Here is a 21,845-nt window from a genome sequence, read left to right as displayed (position 1 = left end):
AGGGGATTGTCCCATGACTATGAAAACGGAAAAACAAAAGATGATGAATGGAGAACTTTATGTAGCTGCTGATCCTCAATTAACAAATGAAAGAGAGTATGCGAGAAGATGTGTACGTCTCTTTAATCAGACGGCAGAGACGGATCGTGAGTACCGTGAAAAGTTACTTAAGGAGCTTTTCGGATCAACTGGTGAAAATATAGGTATGGAACCCAACATACGCTGTGACTACGGATACAATATCCATGTTGGGGAAAATTTCTACGCCAACTTTGACTGTACCATTTTGGATGTTTGCGAAGTGCGCATTGGAGATAATTGTTTCATGGCTCCAGGAGTCCATATTTACACAGCGACTCATCCCATAGATCCGTTTGAACGAATCGCTGGCCCAGAGTATGGGAAACCTGTAACGATTGGCAACAATGTATGGATCGGCGGTAGAGCAGTTATTAATCCCGGTGTTACGATAGGTAATAATGTCGTAGTAGCATCAGGAGCAGTAGTAACCAAGGATGTTCCAGATCATGTGGTTGTAGCTGGAAATCCAGCACGAGTGATAAAGCAAATTAAAATCTCCTAAACAGCATACAGGCAAATCATTTAATATTTGTACCGATGATCCTATTAAAAGCGCTCCTTATTTTAATAGGATCATTTAATTTAAAGACTTGTATACTTATGGTCTTCAAGATTGAACTATACAGAGTAATAAATAATCATATTCACCCGAACCAGGGTTTCTCCTAGATTATAGTAAATGTGTGGGCGGTCTGCTTTAAAGCGGATCGAATCTCCAGCTTTAACCGTGTATATTTCCTCACTGACTTTTACCACCATCTCACCCTCAAATACCGTAATAAATTCTTCTGTACCTTCACGATGCGGCGCTGAACTCAGTTCTCCGCCTGCTTCAATCTCTACGGTGTAGACCTCAAAATTTCTACTGCCTTCATAGGGGAAAAACGGATACAACCGATATTGATTATTTTCTTCAAGCACTTGTACTTTGCTTTTAGGAACGACTACTGCATCTGAAGGTGGTTCATTAATCAGAGCAGTGAAAGAGATTTTCAAGCCGTTCGCAATTTTCCATACGGTTGTAATCGAGGGATTAGATTCTCCGCGCTCAATCTGACCGAGCATCGTTTTACTGATCCCCGTCAGATCAGCTAATTTATCTAAACTTAATTTTCTTTCATTTCTTAGATGTTTCAAATTTTTACTTAAAATCAGATTAATATTCTCCATAATTCTTCGCTCCTATTGTGCTTTATAAAGAACATATTGTACAATCATAAAGTACAAATGTACGTCTCAACGTACATTTCATTCAATTATAACATACGGGAGTTGATTGTTGCATGCCGTTTATTCCGTTCCTTTCTTATGCACTTGTTAGCAGCTTTACGCCAGGTCCCAACAATATTATGTCTTTAGACAGTGCCAGGCGGTTGGGTTTGAAAAAAGCATTCCCATTCTTGCTGGGAGTAACAGCAGGTTGTTTCGCCATTATGCTGTTAGCCTGCTATTTTAATCTTGCTTTGTATCATTTTTTGCCACGGGTTAAGATCTGGATGAATGTTCTCGGCAGTCTGTATATGCTTTATCTGGCGGTGAAAATTGCAAAGAGCAAATCCTCTACGGAGGATAATGATCACAATGAGGGATATTCCTTCAAATCAGGACTGTTGCTACAATTTATCAATTTAAAAATCATTTTGTATGGTATTACGGTCATTTCAACGTTTGTAATGCCTTATGATGTATCGTATATAGAGCTTATTACGATTTCATTACTCCTGACTTGTATTGGTTTTGTAGCTGTAGTGAGCTGGGCGATTTTTGGCGCAGTGTTTCAACGTTTCTTGAATAAGCATGAGCGTTCCTTCAATATCATAATGTCCTTATTGCTCCTTTATAGTGCACTATCGATATGGATGTAAATGAGTACCTTATTCATCATAGAAAAGAAAGGTTCCTGACTATAGGCAGGAGCCTTTTTTCGTGTGAATTGAGCTTATTCTACGAGTCATAACATACAATCGGACAGAATGGATGAGTCTCCTGATCATTTAGCTGCAAAACGGGTATTACCTTAATAGATAAAGCTGTTGACAACTTGTATATACATGACTTAATCTTGTATATACAAGATGTTGAAAGCGTTATATTATTTTTTACGCTACTTCATTTCGCAAGAAAGGAATGAGCATGAATGGAAGCAATGAACAAGACTTTAATTCCTCAAGATAAGGACTGGTGGCGCAAATCAGTGGTCTATCAGGTTTATCCCAAAAGTTTTAACGATACAACGGGCAAAGGAACCGGTGATATAAGAGGACTGACGCAAAAGCTGGATTATTTAAAAAAACTGGGTGTGGATATTGTCTGGTTGCAGCCTGTATATGTCTCACCACAACGTGATAACGGGTATGATGTAGCCGATTATTGCCAGATTAATCCCGATTATGGAACAATGCAGGATTTTGAAGAATTGAGCGAGGGAATCCGGGCGCGTGGGATGTACCTAATGATCGACATCGTGGTTAACCATTCTTCCACAGAACATGCCTGGTTCCAGGAGGCACGGCTTTCTAAGGATAGTGAGTATAGGGACTACTATATCTGGCGTGATCCAGCACCCGATGGTGGACCTCCAAACAATTGGGTTTCCAAATTTGGTGGACCAGCTTGGCAATATGACGAGGCAACAGGCCAATATTTCCTGACACTGTTTGATAAGACTCAGGCGGATCTAAACTGGGAAAATCCCAAAGTCCGTCAAGAAGCTGTCAATCTGCTGGAATTTTGGGCTGAGAAGGGAGTCAGTGGTTTCCGACTGGATGTCATTAATTTGATTTCCAAGGATCAGCAATTCTCGGACGATGATAGAAGCACGGCTCCTGGCGACGGACGTAAGTATTATACGGACGGTCCACATGTGCATGAATACATCCATGAGTTACATGAGAAAGTATTTGCCAAACAGAATAGCGTCACTGTGGGTGAGATGTCCTCCACCTCACTGGATCACTGTATCCGTTATTCCAATCCAGAGAGAAAAGAATTGTCCATGACCTTTAATTTTCATCATTTGAAGGTGGATTATCCAAATGGACAAAAGTGGGAATTGATGCCATATGATTTTGAAATGCTGAAAAAGCTATTCTCGGATTGGCAAACGGGCATGCAACAGGGCGGTGGCTGGAGTGCATTGTTTTTTAATAATCATGATCAGCCAAGGGCAATCTCTCGCTTTTTGGATGATGGCGAATATCATGCGGAAAGCGCCAAGCTGCTGGCAACCACGCTACATGGTCTTCAAGGAACGCCTTATATATTTCAGGGTGAAGAGATTGGGATGGCCAACCCGCAGTGGGCAGACATTGAAGAGTTTCGGGATGTTGAATCTCTGAATATGTATCGTATCTTACAGGAGCAAGGCAAAAGTGCAGAAGAAGCATTGAATATCATTCGAGAGCGGTCTCGTGATAATTCGAGAACACCGATGCAGTGGGATGGCACTCGCAATGCGGGCTTCACTTCAGGTACTCCCTGGATTAAGGTAGATGAACGATATCCACAGATTAATGTTCAGGCTCAGTTAGAGGACCCGAACTCTATCTATCACCATTACCGTAAGCTAATTCATCTGCGTAAGACGGTGCAAGTCATTACCGATGGGAATTATCTACGCCTGGACGAAGCTCATCCTCAGGTCTATGCCTATCAACGCAGCAATGAAGAGGAGACTTTGATCGTCATCTCCAATTTTAGCGGACAGGATACGCAATTCCGTATACCGGATTCATTTTATTCATGTTTAGAAAATCAAGCGTTGGATGCGGCTGAGTTCTTAATTGGTAATACTCAGCACGCCCCGGAGCTAAAACAAGTGATCTCTTTGACCCCATATGCTTCATATATGTGGATTGTTTGTAGACTTAGTGAATAGTATGGAGACATCTAGTAGCACCCCGGGCACGGGCACGTTATCTTTGATAACCGGGGTTGCTGCTTTAAAATGAGCGAACGTTAAGGGAGTGGGCTAAATGGCGATTGAAAGATCACAGGTAGAAGACATTATAAAAGCCGTTGGTGGCAAAGACAACATAGAGGCCTCTACGCATTGCGTAACTCGTCTGCGATTTGCCCTTTATGATGATAAGCTGGTAGACAAAGATGCACTCGAACAAAATGATCTGGTCAAAGGCCAATTTTCTTCACAAGGACAGTATCAGGTCGTAATTGGCCCAGGTCTGGTGGATAAGGTATATGACGAAATGATCTCCATTACAGGAGGTAGTCGGGCTTCTAAAGACGATGTCAAAAATGCGGCAAGCAAAAAACAAAATCCAATTCAGCGTGCCATCAAGACGCTGGCAGATATTTTTATCCCTATCTTGCCCGCAATCGTGACTGCAGGCTTATTGCTTGGAATAAATAATATTTTGACTGGTAAGGGAATCTTCTTCGAAGGAATGGCTTTGGTTCAGGTCTATCCTCAATGGACCGACTTTGCTGCTATCATTAACACCATTGCCAGCACCGCATTTACATTTCTACCTGCCTTAATTGGATGGTCGGCCGTTGTCAGGTTTGGCGGCAGTCCTTTACTCGGGATCGTACTGGGTCTGATTCTGGTTCATCCGGATCTGCTAAGTGCATACGGTTATGCGGATGCGGTTACAAAGGGCACCGTTCCGGTTTGGAATTTGTTTGGGTGGGAAGTGAACAAGATTGGTTATCAAGGACAGGTTTTACCCGTTTTAGTATCCGCTTACGTGCTCGCCCACATTGAGAAATTCCTAAATAAGAAGATAGCGGATTCATTTAAGCTGTTACTCGTAGCACCGATTACATTATTAATAACGGGATTTCTGGCTTTTACAGTGATCGGTCCGGTTACTTTTATGATTGGTAATGCCATTACGTCTGGTCTTGTATACGTTTTCGATTTGGCTCCTGCGCTGGGAGGCCTGATTTATGGAGGCTTGTACTCCTTGCTCGTGATTACGGGAATGCACCATACTTTCCTGGCGGTGGACGTGCAATTAATTGGTACGCAGGGTGGAACATTCCTTTGGCCGATGCTGGCGCTGTCCAATATCGCTCAGGGTGCCGGAGCACTGGCAATGATGCTGGTATTGAAGGAGCAAAAGGGAAAAGGATTGGCTCTTACCTCTTCAGTGTCTGCATTTCTGGGTGTAACCGAGCCTGCCATATTCGGAGTGAATATCCGATATAAATATCCGTTTGTATTCGCAATGATCGGTTCCGGTATTGCAGGTATATTGCTCACCGTAAATCATGTGATGGCTTCTTCCATTGGTGTGGGCGGGATTCCAGGCTTCTTGTCTATTTTCCCAAACAACTGGGGTGTATTCTTCATCGGGATGGCGATCGTGTTAATTGTGCCGTTTGCTTTAACTTTAATGTATGGCAAGTTGTTAACTAAGCGCCGTCAGGCTGCACCAGCCAATGATTCCGTAAGGAAAGACTCGCTTCCGCAAAATACCGCACTAGATGTGCTTGAAGTGAGGACTCCCGTACGAGGACGTGTTGTACCGTTAGAACAAGTTCCTGACCCGGCTTTTGCCGAACGGCAGATGGGTCAAGGTATAGCAGTGGAACCGAAGGATGGCAAAATTCTTGCCCCTTTCAGTGGGCAAGTCATTCACATCATGGTGAAAAGCAAGCATGCCTTGATCTTAGAGCATCCGACAGGTGTACAGATTCTGGTACATGTGGGAATTAACACGGTGTCCCTGAAGGGTGAGGGATTCACCATGCATGTGGAGACCAATCAAACCGTGGAGCAAGGGCAACTATTGATGGAATTTGACCGTGATCTGATTCAGAAATCCGGATATCCCGTCATTACACCAGTCATTGTCCCGGATGGTCAGAGTATGATTGAATCGGTTGAGGAACTGCCGGGTGAGGCAGACGATTTGCAGTATACCTTAATGAGAATTCATTTGAATTCTTCATCAGACAATACCAATTAAGTCAGATTCATCGTACAGCCTATTTTAGTGAATAGGAAGTGAAAGGATGCTACAATGAACGTGGTGATGAAAATTGACAAAGAATATATTTTTGCAAATTTATCAGGAGTACTCGGGACGAATCCAGACAGGCGAATTGGCTCCAGGCACGAAAATGCCATCTGAAAATGAACTGGCCCGAGAGTATAACACTTCTCGCGAAACCGTACGTAAGGCACTTCACTTGCTTGCACAAAATGGGTATATCCATAAAATAAAAGCTAAAGGATCTTTTGTTCTGGATATTGGACGGATGGATTTCCCTATAGGAGGCTTGGTCAGTTTCAAGGAAATGTCTGAACGGATTGGGCGTACATCACGAACAATTGTACATGAAAATCATTTAATTCCAGTTCCAGATGACATAGCTAATCATCTTGAGATTAACAAAGACAAGTATTTGGTCTGGAAAGTTATTCGTGCGCGTGAGATTGAGGGTGAATGCGTCATACTGGATAAAGATTACTTTCGATCAGACATTGTACCTGTGCTTACCGAGGAAATTAGTCGTGGGTCCATCTACGAATATTTGGAGGGAGAACTCCATCTTCAAATCAGTTATGCCAAAAAAGTGGTTTCCGTAGAAAATGCAGATGAAGAAGATCATAGGCTGATGGACCTTCAGAACTACACTCATGTGGTCGTAGTACGTAACTATGTTTATCTGGAGGACACCACCTTGTTCCAGTATACCGAGTCAAGGCATCGGTTGGACAAATTCCAATTTGTCGACTTTGCCAGACGTTCCCACGGTGAAGAGAAAAGAACTGATTTTTTTAAATAACGATCAATAAAACAGTTAAGAAACCCCGTCTTTTGAAGACGAGGGTTTCTTTTTTACCTTGGATGCAGCTGCTGAGCAGCTTGTATACTGGCATTTGAGGGATTTGAATTTGCGTTTTATCCAAAAGCTGTTTATAGAATATTAAAAGGTTATATACTGTTTAGAATACAATTCCATGATCAGTGCAATGGGAATGAGGTGTATGTTATTTATGTATAGAGTGGCTATCTGCGATGATGAGCACAAGCACAGAGAACTTGTTAAAAATATGCTGATTACTTTGTCGTTAAAGACCAATATAGAATTTAAAGTTGAATTATTCGACTCAGGAGAACAGCTGGTATCTCATTATCAAAACCATGAATCTCCATTCCATATCTTAATATTGGATGTTGAAATGAATGGCATAAACGGAATTCAAACCGCCCAAAAAATAAGGAATTTAAATCACCTGGATGAACAGATTGTTTTTTTAACGAGCTACCCTGAATATATGGTGGAAAGTTTTGACGTAGTTACATTTCAATATTTAATAAAACCGATTGCTCCCCATATCTTTGAGGAAAAAATGATAAAGCTGTGTAAATACTTTCAATCTCTCGATAAAAAATTCGTTATTATCAAGTCAGCTTATGAGGAAGTGCTTTTAAAATATGATGATATCATTAGTATTGAAGTGGTCAAAAGCTTAACCATAAAAAACAAACTGCATTTTGTAACCTCTACTCAAACCTATGATAGCAAAGGGATTCTTTCGGACTATGCTTCAGCATTAAAAGAACATAATTTTCTACAAATTCATCGTTCGATTATTATAAACTTAATTCATGTGAAAAAATTTGCTGGCGGTGATGTTTTGATGTCAAATGATGTGAAGTTACCTATTGGGCGTTCTAAAATAAAAGAAGTTAAAGATCTATATACCAAATTTATGATCATGAAGATGCATTAATATGATGGAATATAGCTACCTGCTTCTTAACCTATGTGTTGTACTGGTGATGTGCTTTCAAGTGAATTTTTACTTTAACTCGGTTTTGGATAAGTCCAATCGAAAGCCAAATAGATTCATATATTTCATTATTTTCGGGTTGCTGAACATCTTATATTTAAGTGTTTATCTGTCTCCTACGCTATCCTCGATTTTGGCATTACTTGTCATATTTAGTTTAGCGCAATCTTATACAGTGGAAATAAAGACAAAGATCATTTTTTCTATCCTTTATGCTGTATTGATAACCATCGTTAATTTTATATCTCTTTATATTTTATATGCTGTATGCTCCGTTAAAATTAGCAACTTTAGCCATTTGGGTGGGCAAGATCACTTGATATCCTCTAAGGTTATGTTACTCAGCTGCATTATCATGTTTGCTGTCATTCAGATTATACGGCTATTTGCCAAACGCAGAACCTTCCCTTTGCAGCATCGTTACTATATTTTATTTTTAATCGTTCCCATCATAAGTTTATACCAGGTCAATGTTTTATCTGTTTATAGTGAAAAGAATATGTATTATTTTGGTTCTATTATTAGCTTTATTTTTTTAAATGTTTTTATCATATATATTTTCGATAATATCATTGAAAAATTTCAATTAATGCATGAAAATGCTCAATTACAACATCAGATGGACTACCAAGATGCTAACTACGAAAAAACGGTTTACAGCTTCAAAAATATGAAAAGAATCATTCATGATACACACCAACAGTTTTTGTATATTGAAGAATGTATCAAGAGAAATGAATTGGCTGAGGCGAGTGAACATATTAAGGTTACATTAAATAAAATCGAAGGAGCCTATCAAAGGGTTAATACCGGTAATCTGGTTATAGATGCTCTTGTCACAAATAGTCTTAATATTGCTCAGGCCAATGGCATCAAGGTAGATACTCAGCTTAACTTGTATTCACAAAAAGTAAATATTGAACGTTATGACTTGTGTGTCGCTCTGGGCAATATGCTGGATAATGCCATAGAAGCATCTAAAAAGGTCAAGATTGCGGATGATAGGTACATTCTTATTAAAATACATTCCAATGAGTCCGCGCTTTTCATTCACATCCTGAATCATGTGGAGAATGAAGTGGCTCATTTGCATAGTCAAAAATCAAACCCGGATGTACATGGCATTGGCTTGACCAATATATCCAGAATATGTGACAAATACGGTGGGAATATGACCATTGAAACAAAAAATAAAGTATTCGATAATATGGCTTTATTGCCATTTTATAAGGACAATTCTTAGACATCTTGCTGTTTAGGGATTGTTTTTTTCGTTTCAGGGTGACTTTTTTATATAGAATCCTCGTTCATAGTATGATCAGTCCAGTAATAATCTGGGAACCCATAAGAGGAGGAAATATGGAATGAAGAAAATAATAGCTGTGTTCATTTCGGCTATGCTTTTTGTACTGCCGATGACGAATGCTTTTGCTCAAGACAATCCTGAACCCATTAAGGAAAAGGCTCGCAATCTGGCCTCGGAGCTGGTATCCAAATACGGTGCTAGCGGTGTGCAGTATGCCATTAGGGACCATGGAAACATCGTATTATCGGATAGCGTGGGTGTAAAGAATAAAGCAACCAACGAGCCAATCACCAAGGATACGATGTTCGGTATAGGCTCTACAAGCAAAATGTATGTATCTGCTGCAACGATGATGCTGGTGGATACCCATAAGGTAGATATTGATCAGCCGCTAACAACATACATTAAGGACTTTACAATGGCTGATGAAAGATACAAACAAATTACACCGCGTATGCTGTTAAATCATTCGTTGGGTCTTTACGGTGCCCACTATAAAAATAGTATGTTATTTAATGACAATGATACAGAAAATCATGATGAGCTATTGCTGAGATTACGATCAGAGACTTTAAAATCCAACCCCGGTGAATATTCTGTATATAGTAATGATAGTTTTCAATTGCTTGAAATATTGGTTGAACGGGTGAGTGGTCTAAGTTATACCGAATTTCTGGCAAAGCATATTAGTGCCCCTTTGGGTTTGAACTCTACGAAAACACCACTCGATCAGTTTGACAGACAAAAGCTGTCCAAAACTTATTTTCCTGCGATTGAGGGGGCCTTACCCGTTGAAAATGCCAATGTCATCGGGACAGGGGGCTTATACTCTACCGCAGAAGAGGTGGCTATGTTTTCAGAAGTATTAATGGGGAACAGACCCGATATTTTATCTGCACAATCGGCGAAGTCCATGCAAAGTCATGAATATCGAAAAGGAATATGGGTACCTGAAGAGACAAACAGCTTTAATTATGGGCTTGGCTGGGATGCGGTTCAGTTGGCACCGTTTAGTGATTACGGAATAACTGCGCTATCCAAGGGTGGGGATACTGTTTTGTATCACTCTACTTTGATCACCATACCAGAGCATCAAATTTCTATGGCTGTGCTTTCATCTGGAGGGTCTTCCATCTTAGATAGTATTTTTGCTTCTAACGTTTTATTGGAAGTTTTAAAAGATAAGGGCATCATTAAAGACATCATACCGGATAAAACATTTGAGGCTCCTGTAAAAGTGGAAATGCCATCTGATTTACTTTCTTATTCGGGATTATACGGTTCTGTGGGTACAACCATCAATGTAGAGATTAAAAACGGTGAGTTTGATTTACCTGCTTTTTTGGATGGATTCGTCCCGGCGCAAAAATATGTGTATACAGGTGATGGACAATTCAAAAGCAGTGATGGCAGTGTAGCCGTAAGCTTTGACAAACAAAAAAACGGGAAAACGTATATTAAGGCTAACATTTATTTAAACTTTCCGGGATTAGGCCAAATGGTTATGGTGATTTATGAATATCAAAAGCTTGATGCCAATCCTCTAAATACTACAGTTAAAAAGGCATGGGAAAATAGAAACGGGAAAAATTATTATGCTTTGGATGAAAAGATATCTTCCATATTTTATCTGGCCCCCTCATTTATAACAAAAAAAATATCCGTTGATCATGATGGATACGCAAGTGGTACTAAAATTGTGGATGAGAATAAAGCAGTAAATGCCGTTGAGATTCCTGTTATGAGTGGAAGAGATGCATTTGATCTGAATTTTTATACCAAGGATGGTTCGGAGTATTTAACCATAGATGGACAATCCTATATCAGTGAAGATGCTGTTAAACCTATCTTGGGAGGAAAATCAGTGTACACCATACCATCTAATGGCCAAGCCACATGGTATAAAATAGATAAAAACTCAGCCAATAAAACGATGACCGTTGATTTTCCAAAAAGCGGAGGCTTCGCTGTCTATGATGAAAACGGAGCGGTTGTACAATTTTCAACTGCTAGCAATAACAATTCGGTTGTACTGCCCAAAGGTGGCTTGATCGTTTTAGGTGGCCATGCAGGGGATGTATTTAAAATCAATTTGAATTAAGCGTGTAGCCGCTTCTGGAAATTCAGGAGCGACCGTTGCAGTGTTGGATGGTTATGAAGACAACCGCGAATCTTAAGTCGAATTGGCTTTTATATAAGGCCAATTCGACTCTTTCATTCGGCAGATGAGCCTAAATCCGTAATAGATAATTTTATATCGAAGGTTACGGGTATTTTGCTGAATTTGTAATCCCAATCATCCTTTACTTTTTTCCACACTTGAGGCTGCTCAATATTTAAACGTTCACCAAAACTGGCGACATCGACTTTATATTCTGATTGTAATTTGTGCATAAGAGACTTAATCCTTCTAGTCACTTCTTTTTCAAATTCTTTCTCAGCCTCTTTCATGTTTCGTGTCTCTGTCGGGTTCACTTTCTCATCCCAGTTTTCGATTAAACGTCCTTTGGATTCAATTTTTACGTGAAACGAGATATCGTTACCCTCGGTCACCTTAGCTGTTATTTTGCTTTTTACCGATTTGATCTCATAAGTTATAGCTTCATTCCGCTTGTCATACGTTTTGACAGCTCCGCCCTCAACATCACCTTTAATCCATGCAATGCTCTCTACGTCTTGTTGTCCCAAACTACCGATCCAGTGACCGGTGTCTCCTTTAATAACACCAGCACCCGAAAATTCTAATTCCCCATCGGATTCAGAAATGTTTTGCAATATATAGCTTTTTTTGGAGTGCATCAACCCATCCAATTCAGACAAATTGACTCCCCTCATCACCTTGCTGGTTCTGAAATGATTACGAAGCATATACAGAATATGAATGGATGGGACCTCGTCCTTATATTTGGTAACTAAGGTATCAGCTGCACGTTCCTTACTTAAGAAAACAAAACAACTCGGACGAATATCATTATCACGAAGCACAAAATCCATCAATTGCTGCATCGTCTGTTGTTCTGCCAATTTGGTGGAAACCACCATGACCTTTAGATGGTGACCAATAATCGGGCGATCCAGACGGAGGGATAATTGCCGGAAGATTTCAAGTAAAGAATCCCCGGTGGCAGCTATATTAATATAGTTTGGCCCTTGTCCACCACCTTGTTTTGCCGTGTTTCCAAAAGTCTTTTTGGGGACGATTTGCACAGTGGCAGTAATTTTATTTTTCTTGAAGTAACGGCTGCCTTCCTTTTCCAGGTCCTTTTCCACTGTGCTGGGCTCACCCTTATCCAGAGCCAGTCCTGTATACATGCTTAGTTCTTCTATTTCTCTGCTGCTCCAGCAACCGGCTTGAGTTACCAGGAGAATGAAGGCAAGCAGCAAAGATAGGATTTGTTGCCTATACATTTTGCTTCATTCCCTTCTTCCTGATCATGAAAACGATGGAGAGAAGTACCGGGACCAGAAAAAATAAAATGATTCCCATGTATCCGATCGCATCGCCTAGGCTAAACACTTCCATCATACGAACAGGAGTCATTGTGGAGATAAAGATAATTGGGATTAAGCCGAAAATCGCATAACGATATTTAAGGCCAAATACCTGTGAGACACCTAAGGATGCATTGAAGAAAAAACTGCAGAAATTACAAAACATTTGCATCATCCAGATTACCAGCAACGGAAACTCAAGACGTTCAAAAAGAAATCCGGAGATTTCAAAGCTGCGCATTAAATTAATGGTGGGCCAGGTACTTGTCATAGTAGAGTCCACCGATAACCCGCCAACTACCATAACTACGGTCAAAAAGTATAATACCCAAGGGATGCTGATTCCCACTACCATGGCCTTTATGGCTTTTTCAGGGTATTGTAAGAAAGCGACCAGTGTCATGATGACTTCACATCCAGTGAAAACAAGGACAGTCGACTTTAGCCCCTTAACTACTGGAAGAATACCGCTACTCAATACAGGACGAAGATGGTCAATTTCAAAGATCCTTAGGCTAAGGACAAAACAGATGAGTAAAAAGAAGAGACTGATCGGGAGTACAATCTGGTATAACCGCGCAATGGGATTAATACCTCCAAAAACCAGATAACTTCCCACCCAGATGAATGGAATCACAATCGCCCATATGGGTGTCCCTTCAAGCAAAAAATAAATCGTCACTTCAGCTAAAACACGAATCTCAAAGCCAGCGATGATGATAAAGTATATGATTAATAATAGACTTAAAAATCCTCCTGGAATGATACCGACGATTCTCCTGGAGTATTGATACACAGTGTTTCCGGGAAATTGTTGGCTTAATTTTACCATGAGCAACACCACTAATATGACAATACATCCGCCAAGCAGGACAGAGAGCCATGCATCCGGAGTCTTTACCGTTTCAGTTACACCTCTCGGCAGTGTCAAAATCCCTGCGCCTAATACCGTATTGGTCAGGAATACTGCCGCCTGTTTGGATGTAATCTTATCATCAGAACGTCTAAACACAATCCTTCCTCCTTTCTCCGGGTGCTATGATTTGCGCTTGCTTTGCTGAGTTTTCATCATAACGGGTCTTCGTTTCATCAGAGATATAGGGGCTCGAATGTACACATCCTTCCAGTCGCTTGGACGCATAGGGGAGAAGGGAGTCACATACGGTACGCCAAAGCTTTTTAATTTCGTCAGATGGATACAAATTAACAGAAAGAACAATACGGTTCCAAACATGCCCAGGATTGCTGCAAATAGCATGCCGACGAAACGCAAAAGACGCAAGGTAATGCCCGCACTATATGTCGGTATCGAAAACGAAGAGATGGCAGTAACCGAAACCACAATCACCAGGAACGGGCTAACAATGCCCGCATTGACAGCAGCATCGCCGATGACTAAGCCTCCCACAATGCCCATGGCAGGACCGATAGGTTTGGGCAATCGTATGCCGGCTTCCCGCAGGATTTCGATAGAGATTTCCAGAATCATAACTTCTATGACAGATGGAAAAGGAACGCCTTGACGGGTCTCGATGATGCTAATAATCAGCTTGGTTGGAATCAAACCGGGATGAAACGATATGAAAGAGATATATAAAGCAGGACCCATAAGCGCTATAAAAGCTCCGCAAAATCGTAACACGCGTAAAAGTGTCCCTGGAATCCAGCGCTCATAATAGTCCTCGGGAGATTGGAGTAGCATACTGAAGGTCACCGGAACAATAAGTGCAAAGGGAGTACCATCCAGCAGAATCGCTACTCTTCCTTCCAACAAAGCACTTATGACACGGTCGGGGCGCTCAGTGTTGTGAGCCTGCTGGAACGGACTTAAATAATTGTCTTCAATAAGTTGCTCCACATAACCGGATTCAGCTAAAAAGTCCATGTCTATTTTTGAAATTCTGCTGTTTACTTCTTCGAGGAGATCCGGATTCACAATATCCTTGATGTACGCGACAACCAGATCTTTTTTGATTCGGCTTCCCACTTGGAATTTCTTCATTTCCAGACTTTTGTTTATGCCTTGGCGTCGAAGCATCGAAGTATTTTCACTTAATACCTCCGTAAAACCGATCCTGGGACCCCGAAGTAATGCTTCAGAGGTTGGTTCATTGACGGAGCGAATGGCGCCATTAGGCGAGCCTACCAGCAGTGCTCCCTTCATTCCTTCAATTAATAAGGCAGTATGCCCTAAAAGTATAGACTCCTGCAGGTCCTCCATATCAGCAACTTCACTAATTTGCGTAAGCGGCATCAAGCTTTCTTTTATAAAAGAGCTATTTATACTTTCCTGCTGTTCCTGTGGGGCCTGCTGGCCGTCAAACATCAAGACCTCCAATACCTGCTTGCTCATTAGCTTTTCATCCTGCATACCATCTATGAAGACTAAAACGGACCGTGCATGATATTTCTTTACTACAAACTCACGAAAATGCACATCACTATTTTCGCCTATAGCTTCTTGGATCGACTTTAAGTCGGAATCATAATTCCCTGTAATTTTGGAGCTTGGTTCATGCTGCTGATCAGCGTGGCCTTCGTTATGTTCGTCGGAAAGAGAACGACCAGAAGAATGCTTGGATTTCGCTCCCTTACTGCCAACAAACGAATAAATCGAGGTGTTTATATAATAAATCCCTAAAGGAATAATCAACGCGAGGCCTGCTTGAAAGAGTGTACTCCAGCTTGGAATATAAGAAATTATTTTAGACCACATGATGATCACCTCCATACGATTAATTCATTTTTCCTTAAGATACAAGTTGTTCCTAAAGTATTCCTTATAAAGGTTGTATTTACTCATTAAATGGTATGTTGACTTGTGGTCTCTTCGTATTTTGGCGGAAAACTCTTTCTATGCTAGTGTGTCAGTTGACACCCATATTAGGATTATGTTAATCTCCAATCAGGAAAACGTTTACTCAATATAATTATTTGAGGGAAATAATATGAAAAAAAATCAAGTGTCCATAAAGGATATTGCCAGGTTAAGTGGAGTTTCTGTAGCTACGGTTTCCCGTGTGATTAACGAGAATGGTCGCTTCTCTGAGGAAACACGGCAGAAGGTTGTTGAAGTAATCCAAAAGTACCAATATGAGACTAACAGCATCGCCAAAAGCCTGCGGATGAGTAAATCACAGACGATTGGCGTTTTGGTGCCGGATATTAATAATGAATTTTTTTCAGTCATTGTACAAAAAGTGGAAAGCTTCTTTTTTAAACAAGGATATTCTACCATTATATGTAATACTGCTAAAGATGCGGAGAAGGAACGAGAATATTTGAAAACTTTGGATGGAAAAATGGTAGATGGTCTGATCTGCATTTCGGGTCAGGAGGAGCTTTCTGCGGAATTGCTTAAACGTCCCATTCCAATTGTATGTATTGACCGACGACCAAAGATTAATACGAACGTAGCTTTTATTGAGTCCAATCATTATGAGGGTGGATTTTTGGCGACAGAGGAGCTGATTAACAAAGGCTGCAAGGAAATTTTGCTGTTGACCAAGCAAAACAATCTATCCTCTGTTAATGAGCGTCTTTACGGGTATAAAGATGCTCTGCAAAAGCATGGACTGCATCCATCCGAGGACCGCTTGGTTGCAGTTCGCAATGATGGGCCTACTCTGGAGACCGCACAGGCTGCTATTAAACATGTCTTGGAAAAAGGACTGCGGTTTGACGGTATTTTTGCAACTAATGACTGGTTGGCTTTGGGCGGATTACTGGCGTTACAGAAATTCGGAGTACAGGTCCCCGGTGAAGTCAAGATAGTGGGTTTTGATAATGACACAATTTCCCAATACTGTAATCCACCATTGACTACAATTGAACAGGATAAAGAAACACTTGCAGATAAAGCTTCCAGTATGCTGCTTCGTATGCTGAGTGGAGACAAGATGGAACAAGAGCAGCATTATTCCATCCCAGTACGATTGATACAACGCAGTACCACCTAGTTTCGTGGTCAGATATCATCTTGCATTAGCCAAGGGAGAGGTGAGCATAGGTACTGTTTTACCTCTCCAGAGTAAGATGGTCGAGCTGTGCTCTATTATGCTGTAAACTTTCCCGTTTAATTTCCAACAAAAAAATGGTTTGACAACAATATCAGAAAATGATAACTTTAATTATGTTAAATGTAATCGTTTACCCAAGAGAGTTCAGAATCCATATGATGTGTGAGAAACCAACAAGTGATGGAGTTCGAGCCATGAACTGTTGTTATTTTTTTCAATGGGTAAACGTTTTCTCTACTGATTTATTCAATACAAAAGGGCATAAAGATCAACTGCTGCTTTTTGGAAAATCGAAAACAGATTATGTCGTTTGAGTAATCGTTTACTCTATTTTAGAAGAAGGGTGATTATGAATGAGTATGTTATTATGTCCTTCCATGATGTGCGCTAATTTCAGCTCCTTGGAACATGAAGTAAACGCGCTGGAAGAAGCCAATGTGGATATTTATCATATTGATATTATGGATGGTAGATTTGTCCCTAATTTCGGAATGGGGCTTCAGGATTTGGAGTTTATCCGTAAACAAACCCAAAAAACAATGGATGTACATCTGATGATAGACAACCCTTCCGCCTACATTGATTTATTTGCTGATAAGGGTGCAGACATCATTTATTTTCACCCGGAGGCCGATATGCACCCGACGCGCACCATTGACCGAATTGTTGGAAGAGGGGTAAAAGCGGGAATCGCTCTTAATCCGGGGACAGCCATTGCTGTAGTAGAACCTTTACTTGGCATGGTTGACTATGTGTTGGTCATGACCGTAAATCCGGGTTTTGCAGGGCAAAAATATTTACCCTTCGTGAACGACAAGATTAAAGCGCTGCAAGCTTTTAAACACGAAAAGGGATTGAATTATACAATCGTGGTTGATGGGGCTATCTCCGAAGAGAAGATCAACGAATTGGCACACTACGGGGTTGAAGGATTCGTACTGGGGACATCCACTTTGTTTGGTAAAGAAGAATCTTACAAAACCATCATTAACAGATTAAAAAATATCTAATTCGGGGAGGAATAAAGCCATGAAAATTGCCATCGGTAGCGACCATGTGGCTGTAGAGCTTAAAACGACGATTTCAACTTATCTTAATGAACTGGGTCATGAGGTCATGGACTATGGACCGCAAACTTCAGAAAGAACCGACTATCCGAAGTATGGAAAGCTCGTTGCAGAGGCTGTGGTCGGAAAGCAGGCTGACGCAGGCATTCTGATTTGCGGCACAGGCGTGGGAATATCCATCTCGGCCAACAAAGTCAAGGGAATTCGGGCTGTAGTATGCAGCGAGCCTTACTCTGCACAGCTGTCCAAGCAGCACAACAATACAAATGTTCTTGCATTCGGTGCACGTGTCGTCGGAAGCGAATTGGCGAAAATGATAGTGAAATCATGGCTGGAGGCTGAGTTTGAAGGAGGACGCCATGGCGACCGCATCAAGATGATATCCGACATCGAGGAACAGCATTTGTGCTGACGAACGACCACTTAAAACATAAATGACTTGGAGGAGATTACATTGGCAAAAAGATTAATCGCAAGCACGAAAACGGATATTTTGAAATTTAGCGCAGCAGATCTAAAAGAATCCATTCTGGCTTCTGAAGGGCGCGTCATTATGGGACAGCATCATGTGATGCTGAATTCCGGCCTGGTCGATGGCGTTACCAATGCGGAGATCCAAGCAGCTTACGGCGCAGATATGGTTATGCTGAATGGCTTTGATATGATCAAGGAAGAATCCAATATCGGATTGCGTGAAATGAAGCATGGCAAGCTGGCTGATAAGCCGTATAGCCTGAAGCAAATCAAGGAATGGGCCGGTGTTCCGCTCGGTATTTATTTTGAGTGTCCAAGCCCGGATGCTCAGGTTGCGGGAGAACAATATGTGGAGGCCAAAGAAGGAAGAATCGCTTCCAGAGAGAACTTCCTGCGTGCCTTAGAGATTGGAGCTGACTTTATCGTATTGGGAGGAAATCCTTCCGCAGGTACAACCTTTGAACGGATCATTGAGGCTACCAAGCTGGCAAAAGAAACACTGGGAGACAAAATCCTGATCTGCGCCGGAAAATGGGAAGACGGAACCATTGAGAAAGTATTGGGTGATCCACTGAGCGAGAGACCTTCCAATGAAATTATTAAGGACTTGATCGATTCTGGTGCTGACGTTATTACGTTGCCTGCACCTGGCTCCAGACATGGTATTACAGTGGAGCACGTCAGACAATGTGTAGAATTTGTCCATTCATATAAACCCGGAACGCTTGCTCTTTCTTTCCTGAACAGCTCAGTTGAAGGGGCAGATGTTCAAACGATTGCCTGGATCGCACTCATGATGAAACAGACGGGCGCGGATATTCATGCCATTGGAGATGGTGGTTATGCAGGAACACCTCTTCCTGAGAACGTATACCAGCTTGCGCTGTCCATTAAAGGACGCAGACATACAATCAAGAGAATGGTAGGAAGAAGCCGGTAACGATTGACCCCGTGTAATTCAGAGACTCTATATTCTTTTCGTACTCCTTGGAGTGCGCGTAGAGTCTTTGAATTACCACCATCAATGTAAACGTTTACTTTCATAGATGCCAAATGAGGATTAAAGGAGCGAGCAGTATGTCCGATGAAAAACTGGCAAAAGACATTTTAGCGTCCGTTGGCGGAGAAGGAAATGTCTCTAGCTTGGTGCATTGTGCCACTCGGTTAAGATTTAAATTAAATAGCAGGGATCAGGCCGACAAGAACCAAACACAAAATATTCCCGGGGTTATTACAGTTGTTGAAAACGGTGGACAATATCAAGTGGTCATTGGAAATACGGTAGGGGACGTATATAAAGACATTTTAAAGATCAGTAGCCTTGGAGATGACGACAAATCGAATGCATCCGCTGCTCCTGAAGGCAACTGGTTCAACAAAACGGTGGACATTATTTCCGGTATTTTTACACCATTTTTGGGGGCACTGGCAGCTTCGGGGATTTTGAAAGGGCTTTTATTAATGCTCGTCTCGTTAGGATGGCTCACCAAAACAGGTGGTGTCTATTCGATCTGGTTCGCTGCCGCAGACAGTATCTTTTATTTCCTGCCGATCGCGATTGCTGTGACCTCTTCGAAGAAATTTGGAGCCAATACCTTTGTTGCGCTTGCGGTAGCAGGGGCTCTGGTGTATCCGAATATTATTACTTTGTATAACGATAAAACGGATATTTCGTTCTTCAATATTCCTGTTGTTCTTATGAGTTATACTTCTTCGGTTATTCCAGTGATTATCGCGGTTTGGTTGCTATCCATTCTTGAGAAATTCCTGAATAGAGTAATTCATGATAGCGTGAAAAATTTTATAACGCCACTTATCTGTCTGATGGTCATTGTTCCCTTGACTCTGATTGCGGTTGGACCAATTGGAATATATGCGAGCTTGGGGCTGGCTAAGGGTTACACTTTCTTATACAATTTGAGTCCGATTGTAGCGGGAGTCATTGTAGGTGCCGGGTGGCAGATGTTAGTTGTTATGGGGCTCCACTGGGCGTTTATTCCTATCATGTACAATAACATTGCGGTATACGGTCATGATACTTTGAAACCATTATTTGCGCCTTCTAACTTTGCACAAGCAGGTGCGGCACTGGGTGTATTCCTTAAAACCAGAAATCCAAAAGTGAGAGCGATTGCCGGGCCTGCAGCGATAACAGGTTTGTTTGGCATCACGGAACCGATCATCTACGGGATTAGTATCCGCTACAAAAAACCGTTCGTATGGGCTATTATCGGGGGCGCTATCGCCGGGGCAATCACAGGTGCGGCGGGTTCCGTGGCAATTGCTCCAGGTATACCGGGCTTGGCATCCCTGCCGATATTCTTCGGCACAGGATTTGCCGGATTCGTAATTGCCATTATCGTAGCTTATATATTCACAGCCATTACCACGTATTTCTTTGGATTTAATGATTCCATGGAAACAGAAATGATTGCAGTCCATGAAGAGAAGAAAGAAGCTGCAACCCCAGCTCCTGCGCTAACGAACGAGAATATTTCCAGCCCGCTGACGGGTACTGTCAAACCGTTATCCGAGATATCTGATGAAGTGTTCTCTACTGGAGCCATGGGTAAAGGCGTTGCTATTGTGCCTGAGGATGGCAAACTGCTCTCTCCATTCAACGGAACTATAGCTAATGCCTTCCGTACAGGCCATGCGATTGGTATTGTATCGGATGGAGGAACGGAGATCTTGGTTCACATCGGTATGGACACCGTCAAGTTGAAAGGACAGCATTTTAAAACGCATATCTCAGAAGGGGATCGGGTTACCAAAGGTCAACTGCTGGTCGAGTTTGATATTGGAGCAATTAAAGCTCTGGGCTATGACATGACTACACCGATTATTGTGACGAATACAGCCGAATACTCTGACGTTAAGGTGCTGGGAAATAACCGAGTGTACACAGGAGATTCATTGCTGGAGGTCAAGCTATGAAGACTACGGAAAGACTAAATCAAATCAATGCACCTTTGGTTATTTATGAGGTAATGAGCGAAGCATTCCGCCCGTATGGAAGGCTGCTGCCTCATTTTAATACCACAGAGCTTATCAAGTATGCAAAAGAAACGACCAGCGTACCCGATCAGGGAAACCATTATGTACCTTCGGTCGCAGAACTCGAAGACTTCGGTGTAATTCACCGGATTCAAGATGAGGTGTACGGCCAACTTCCAATTCAGGCTGGTTTTTGCGCAGGTCAGAATACGGGTCTGACCGGGCTGGAATATCATCAGGGCAGCGAGGTGGTGATTGCCGCTACAGACTGTATTCATCTTGTCGGCAGAGTACAGGACATTGAGGACAATTCCTATGACAGTGCAAATGTTCAGGTGTTTTTTCAGCCTAAAAACACGGTTGTCGAGATATATTCAACGACACTTCATTATGCTCCCTGTAAAGTTGACAGTGAAGGATATTTGACGATTGTGATCCTTCCGGCAGGAACGAATATGCCACTTGAAGCGGGAGAAGGTAGCCGGGGGAACCTACTGCTGACTAAGAAAAATAAATTTCTTATGGTTCATAGTACACAGATGGAAAAAATCGCGGCTGGCGTCCATCCCGGGCTGCACGGGAAGTTGCTGAATATTTCACCCATTTGAGTCAAAGTCCATCATTCATAAATTAAACTAAGG

The 21,845-nt window shown here is 41.7% G+C and carries 18 protein-coding genes; 14 read left to right on the top strand and 4 right to left on the bottom strand.

The genetic code is table 11. The features are described from left to right. The first annotated feature begins 13 nt into the window (after positions 1 to 13). Positions 14 to 583, top strand: coding sequence for a sugar O-acetyltransferase (locus MKX30_RS21840; RefSeq protein WP_028541083.1), 570 nt, complete (start codon positions 14 to 16; stop codon positions 581 to 583). 116 nt (positions 584 to 699) lie between these two features. Here the strand turns inward: MKX30_RS21840 and MKX30_RS21835 are convergent, their stop codons facing one another. Further along, the gene (locus MKX30_RS21835) at positions 700 to 1,251 is read right to left on the bottom strand and encodes a helix-turn-helix domain-containing protein (protein ID WP_023986881.1); all 552 of its coding nucleotides are present in this window, start codon (positions 1,249 to 1,251) and stop codon (positions 700 to 702) included. A 113-nt stretch (positions 1,252 to 1,364) separates the two neighbouring features. Between MKX30_RS21835 and MKX30_RS21830 the strand changes: the two genes are divergently transcribed. The 7 genes from MKX30_RS21830 (at position 1,365) to MKX30_RS21800 (ending at position 11,256) form a co-directional block, all read left to right on the top strand. Continuing rightward, on the top strand, positions 1,365 to 1,946 hold the full coding sequence (locus MKX30_RS21830) for a LysE family transporter (RefSeq protein WP_023986882.1): 582 nt from the start codon (positions 1,365 to 1,367) through the stop codon (positions 1,944 to 1,946). A 272-nt stretch (positions 1,947 to 2,218) separates the two neighbouring features. Beyond that, the gene (treC, locus tag MKX30_RS21825; RefSeq protein ID WP_341063481.1) at positions 2,219 to 3,958 is read left to right on the top strand and encodes an alpha,alpha-phosphotrehalase; all 1,740 of its coding nucleotides are present in this window, start codon (positions 2,219 to 2,221) and stop codon (positions 3,956 to 3,958) included. Positions 3,959 to 4,055: 97 nt separating this feature from the next. Continuing rightward, positions 4,056 to 6,014: a PTS system trehalose-specific EIIBC component gene (gene treP / locus MKX30_RS21820; protein ID WP_053324583.1), complete on the top strand. Its 1,959-nt coding sequence runs from the start codon at positions 4,056 to 4,058 to the stop codon at positions 6,012 to 6,014. Between the two features lie 73 nt (positions 6,015 to 6,087). After that, positions 6,088 to 6,837, top strand: a complete 750-nt coding sequence (treR, locus tag MKX30_RS21815) for a trehalose operon repressor (protein ID WP_028541078.1) — start codon at positions 6,088 to 6,090, stop codon at positions 6,835 to 6,837. Positions 6,838 to 7,048: 211 nt separating this feature from the next. Continuing rightward, positions 7,049 to 7,789 carry a LytR/AlgR family response regulator transcription factor gene (locus MKX30_RS21810; protein WP_071559341.1) on the top strand — a complete coding sequence of 247 codons (741 nt, stop codon included), beginning with the start codon at positions 7,049 to 7,051 and terminating at the stop codon, positions 7,787 to 7,789. 1 nt (position 7,790) lies between these two features. Beyond that, entirely contained in the window at positions 7,791 to 9,092 is a 1,302-nt protein-coding gene (locus MKX30_RS21805) for an ATP-binding protein (protein WP_341063478.1), read from the top strand. 121 nt (positions 9,093 to 9,213) lie between these two features. Then, a complete protein-coding gene (locus MKX30_RS21800; protein WP_341063476.1) occupies positions 9,214 to 11,256 on the top strand; it encodes a serine hydrolase domain-containing protein in 2,043 nt (680 codons plus the stop codon). A gap of 113 nt (positions 11,257 to 11,369) precedes the next feature. Here MKX30_RS21800 and MKX30_RS21795 read toward each other — a convergent pair whose 3' ends face one another. The 3 genes from MKX30_RS21795 to MKX30_RS21785 are packed head-to-tail and all read right to left on the bottom strand — an operon-like array spanning position 11,370 to position 15,363. After that, positions 11,370 to 12,563 (bottom strand): Ger(x)C family spore germination protein, encoded by a 1,194-nt coding sequence (locus MKX30_RS21795; RefSeq protein WP_023986889.1) that lies wholly within the window; start codon positions 12,561 to 12,563, stop codon positions 11,370 to 11,372. After that, positions 12,556 to 13,659: a GerAB/ArcD/ProY family transporter gene (locus MKX30_RS21790; protein ID WP_068941337.1), complete on the bottom strand. Its 1,104-nt coding sequence runs from the start codon at positions 13,657 to 13,659 to the stop codon at positions 12,556 to 12,558. Before MKX30_RS21790 ends, MKX30_RS21795 begins: the two co-directional genes overlap by 8 nt. Before the next feature lie 24 nt (positions 13,660 to 13,683). Continuing rightward, a complete protein-coding gene (locus MKX30_RS21785) occupies positions 13,684 to 15,363 on the bottom strand; it encodes a spore germination protein (protein ID WP_279835501.1) in 1,680 nt (559 codons plus the stop codon). A gap of 232 nt (positions 15,364 to 15,595) precedes the next feature. On the opposite strand from MKX30_RS21785, the gene MKX30_RS21780 reads away from it, so the two are divergent. The 6 genes from MKX30_RS21780 to MKX30_RS21755 all read left to right on the top strand — a co-directional run bounded on the left by MKX30_RS21780 (position 15,596) and on the right by MKX30_RS21755 (position 21,812). Beyond that, on the top strand, positions 15,596 to 16,606 hold the full coding sequence (locus MKX30_RS21780) for a LacI family DNA-binding transcriptional regulator (protein ID WP_068941340.1): 1,011 nt from the start codon (positions 15,596 to 15,598) through the stop codon (positions 16,604 to 16,606). 413 nt (positions 16,607 to 17,019) lie between these two features. Continuing rightward, complete coding sequence (gene rpe / locus MKX30_RS21775) at positions 17,020 to 17,676, top strand: ribulose-phosphate 3-epimerase (protein ID WP_341063474.1); 657 nt, start codon at positions 17,020 to 17,022, stop codon at positions 17,674 to 17,676. A gap of 19 nt (positions 17,677 to 17,695) precedes the next feature. Further along, on the top strand, positions 17,696 to 18,145 hold the full coding sequence (gene rpiB / locus MKX30_RS21770) for a ribose 5-phosphate isomerase B (RefSeq protein WP_023986894.1): 450 nt from the start codon (positions 17,696 to 17,698) through the stop codon (positions 18,143 to 18,145). A gap of 42 nt (positions 18,146 to 18,187) precedes the next feature. Beyond that, positions 18,188 to 19,147, top strand: coding sequence for a DUF7916 family protein (locus MKX30_RS21765; RefSeq protein WP_023986895.1), 960 nt, complete (start codon positions 18,188 to 18,190; stop codon positions 19,145 to 19,147). Positions 19,148 to 19,284: 137 nt separating this feature from the next. Beyond that, positions 19,285 to 21,144, top strand: a complete 1,860-nt coding sequence (locus tag MKX30_RS21760) for a beta-glucoside-specific PTS transporter subunit IIABC (RefSeq protein WP_068941344.1) — start codon at positions 19,285 to 19,287, stop codon at positions 21,142 to 21,144. Next, entirely contained in the window at positions 21,141 to 21,812 is a 672-nt protein-coding gene (locus tag MKX30_RS21755; RefSeq protein ID WP_023986897.1) for a DUF4867 family protein, read from the top strand. Before MKX30_RS21760 ends, MKX30_RS21755 begins: the two co-directional genes overlap by 4 nt. Positions 21,813 to 21,845: the final 33 nt, after the last annotated feature.

It is taken from the genome of Paenibacillus sp. FSL P2-0173 (genome assembly GCF_038008045.1).
Classification (GTDB): domain Bacteria; phylum Bacillota; class Bacilli; order Paenibacillales; family Paenibacillaceae; genus Paenibacillus; species Paenibacillus polymyxa_B.
The sequence above is the reverse complement of the archived record's forward strand: the minus strand, read 5'-3'. Positions and strand labels throughout refer to the sequence as shown.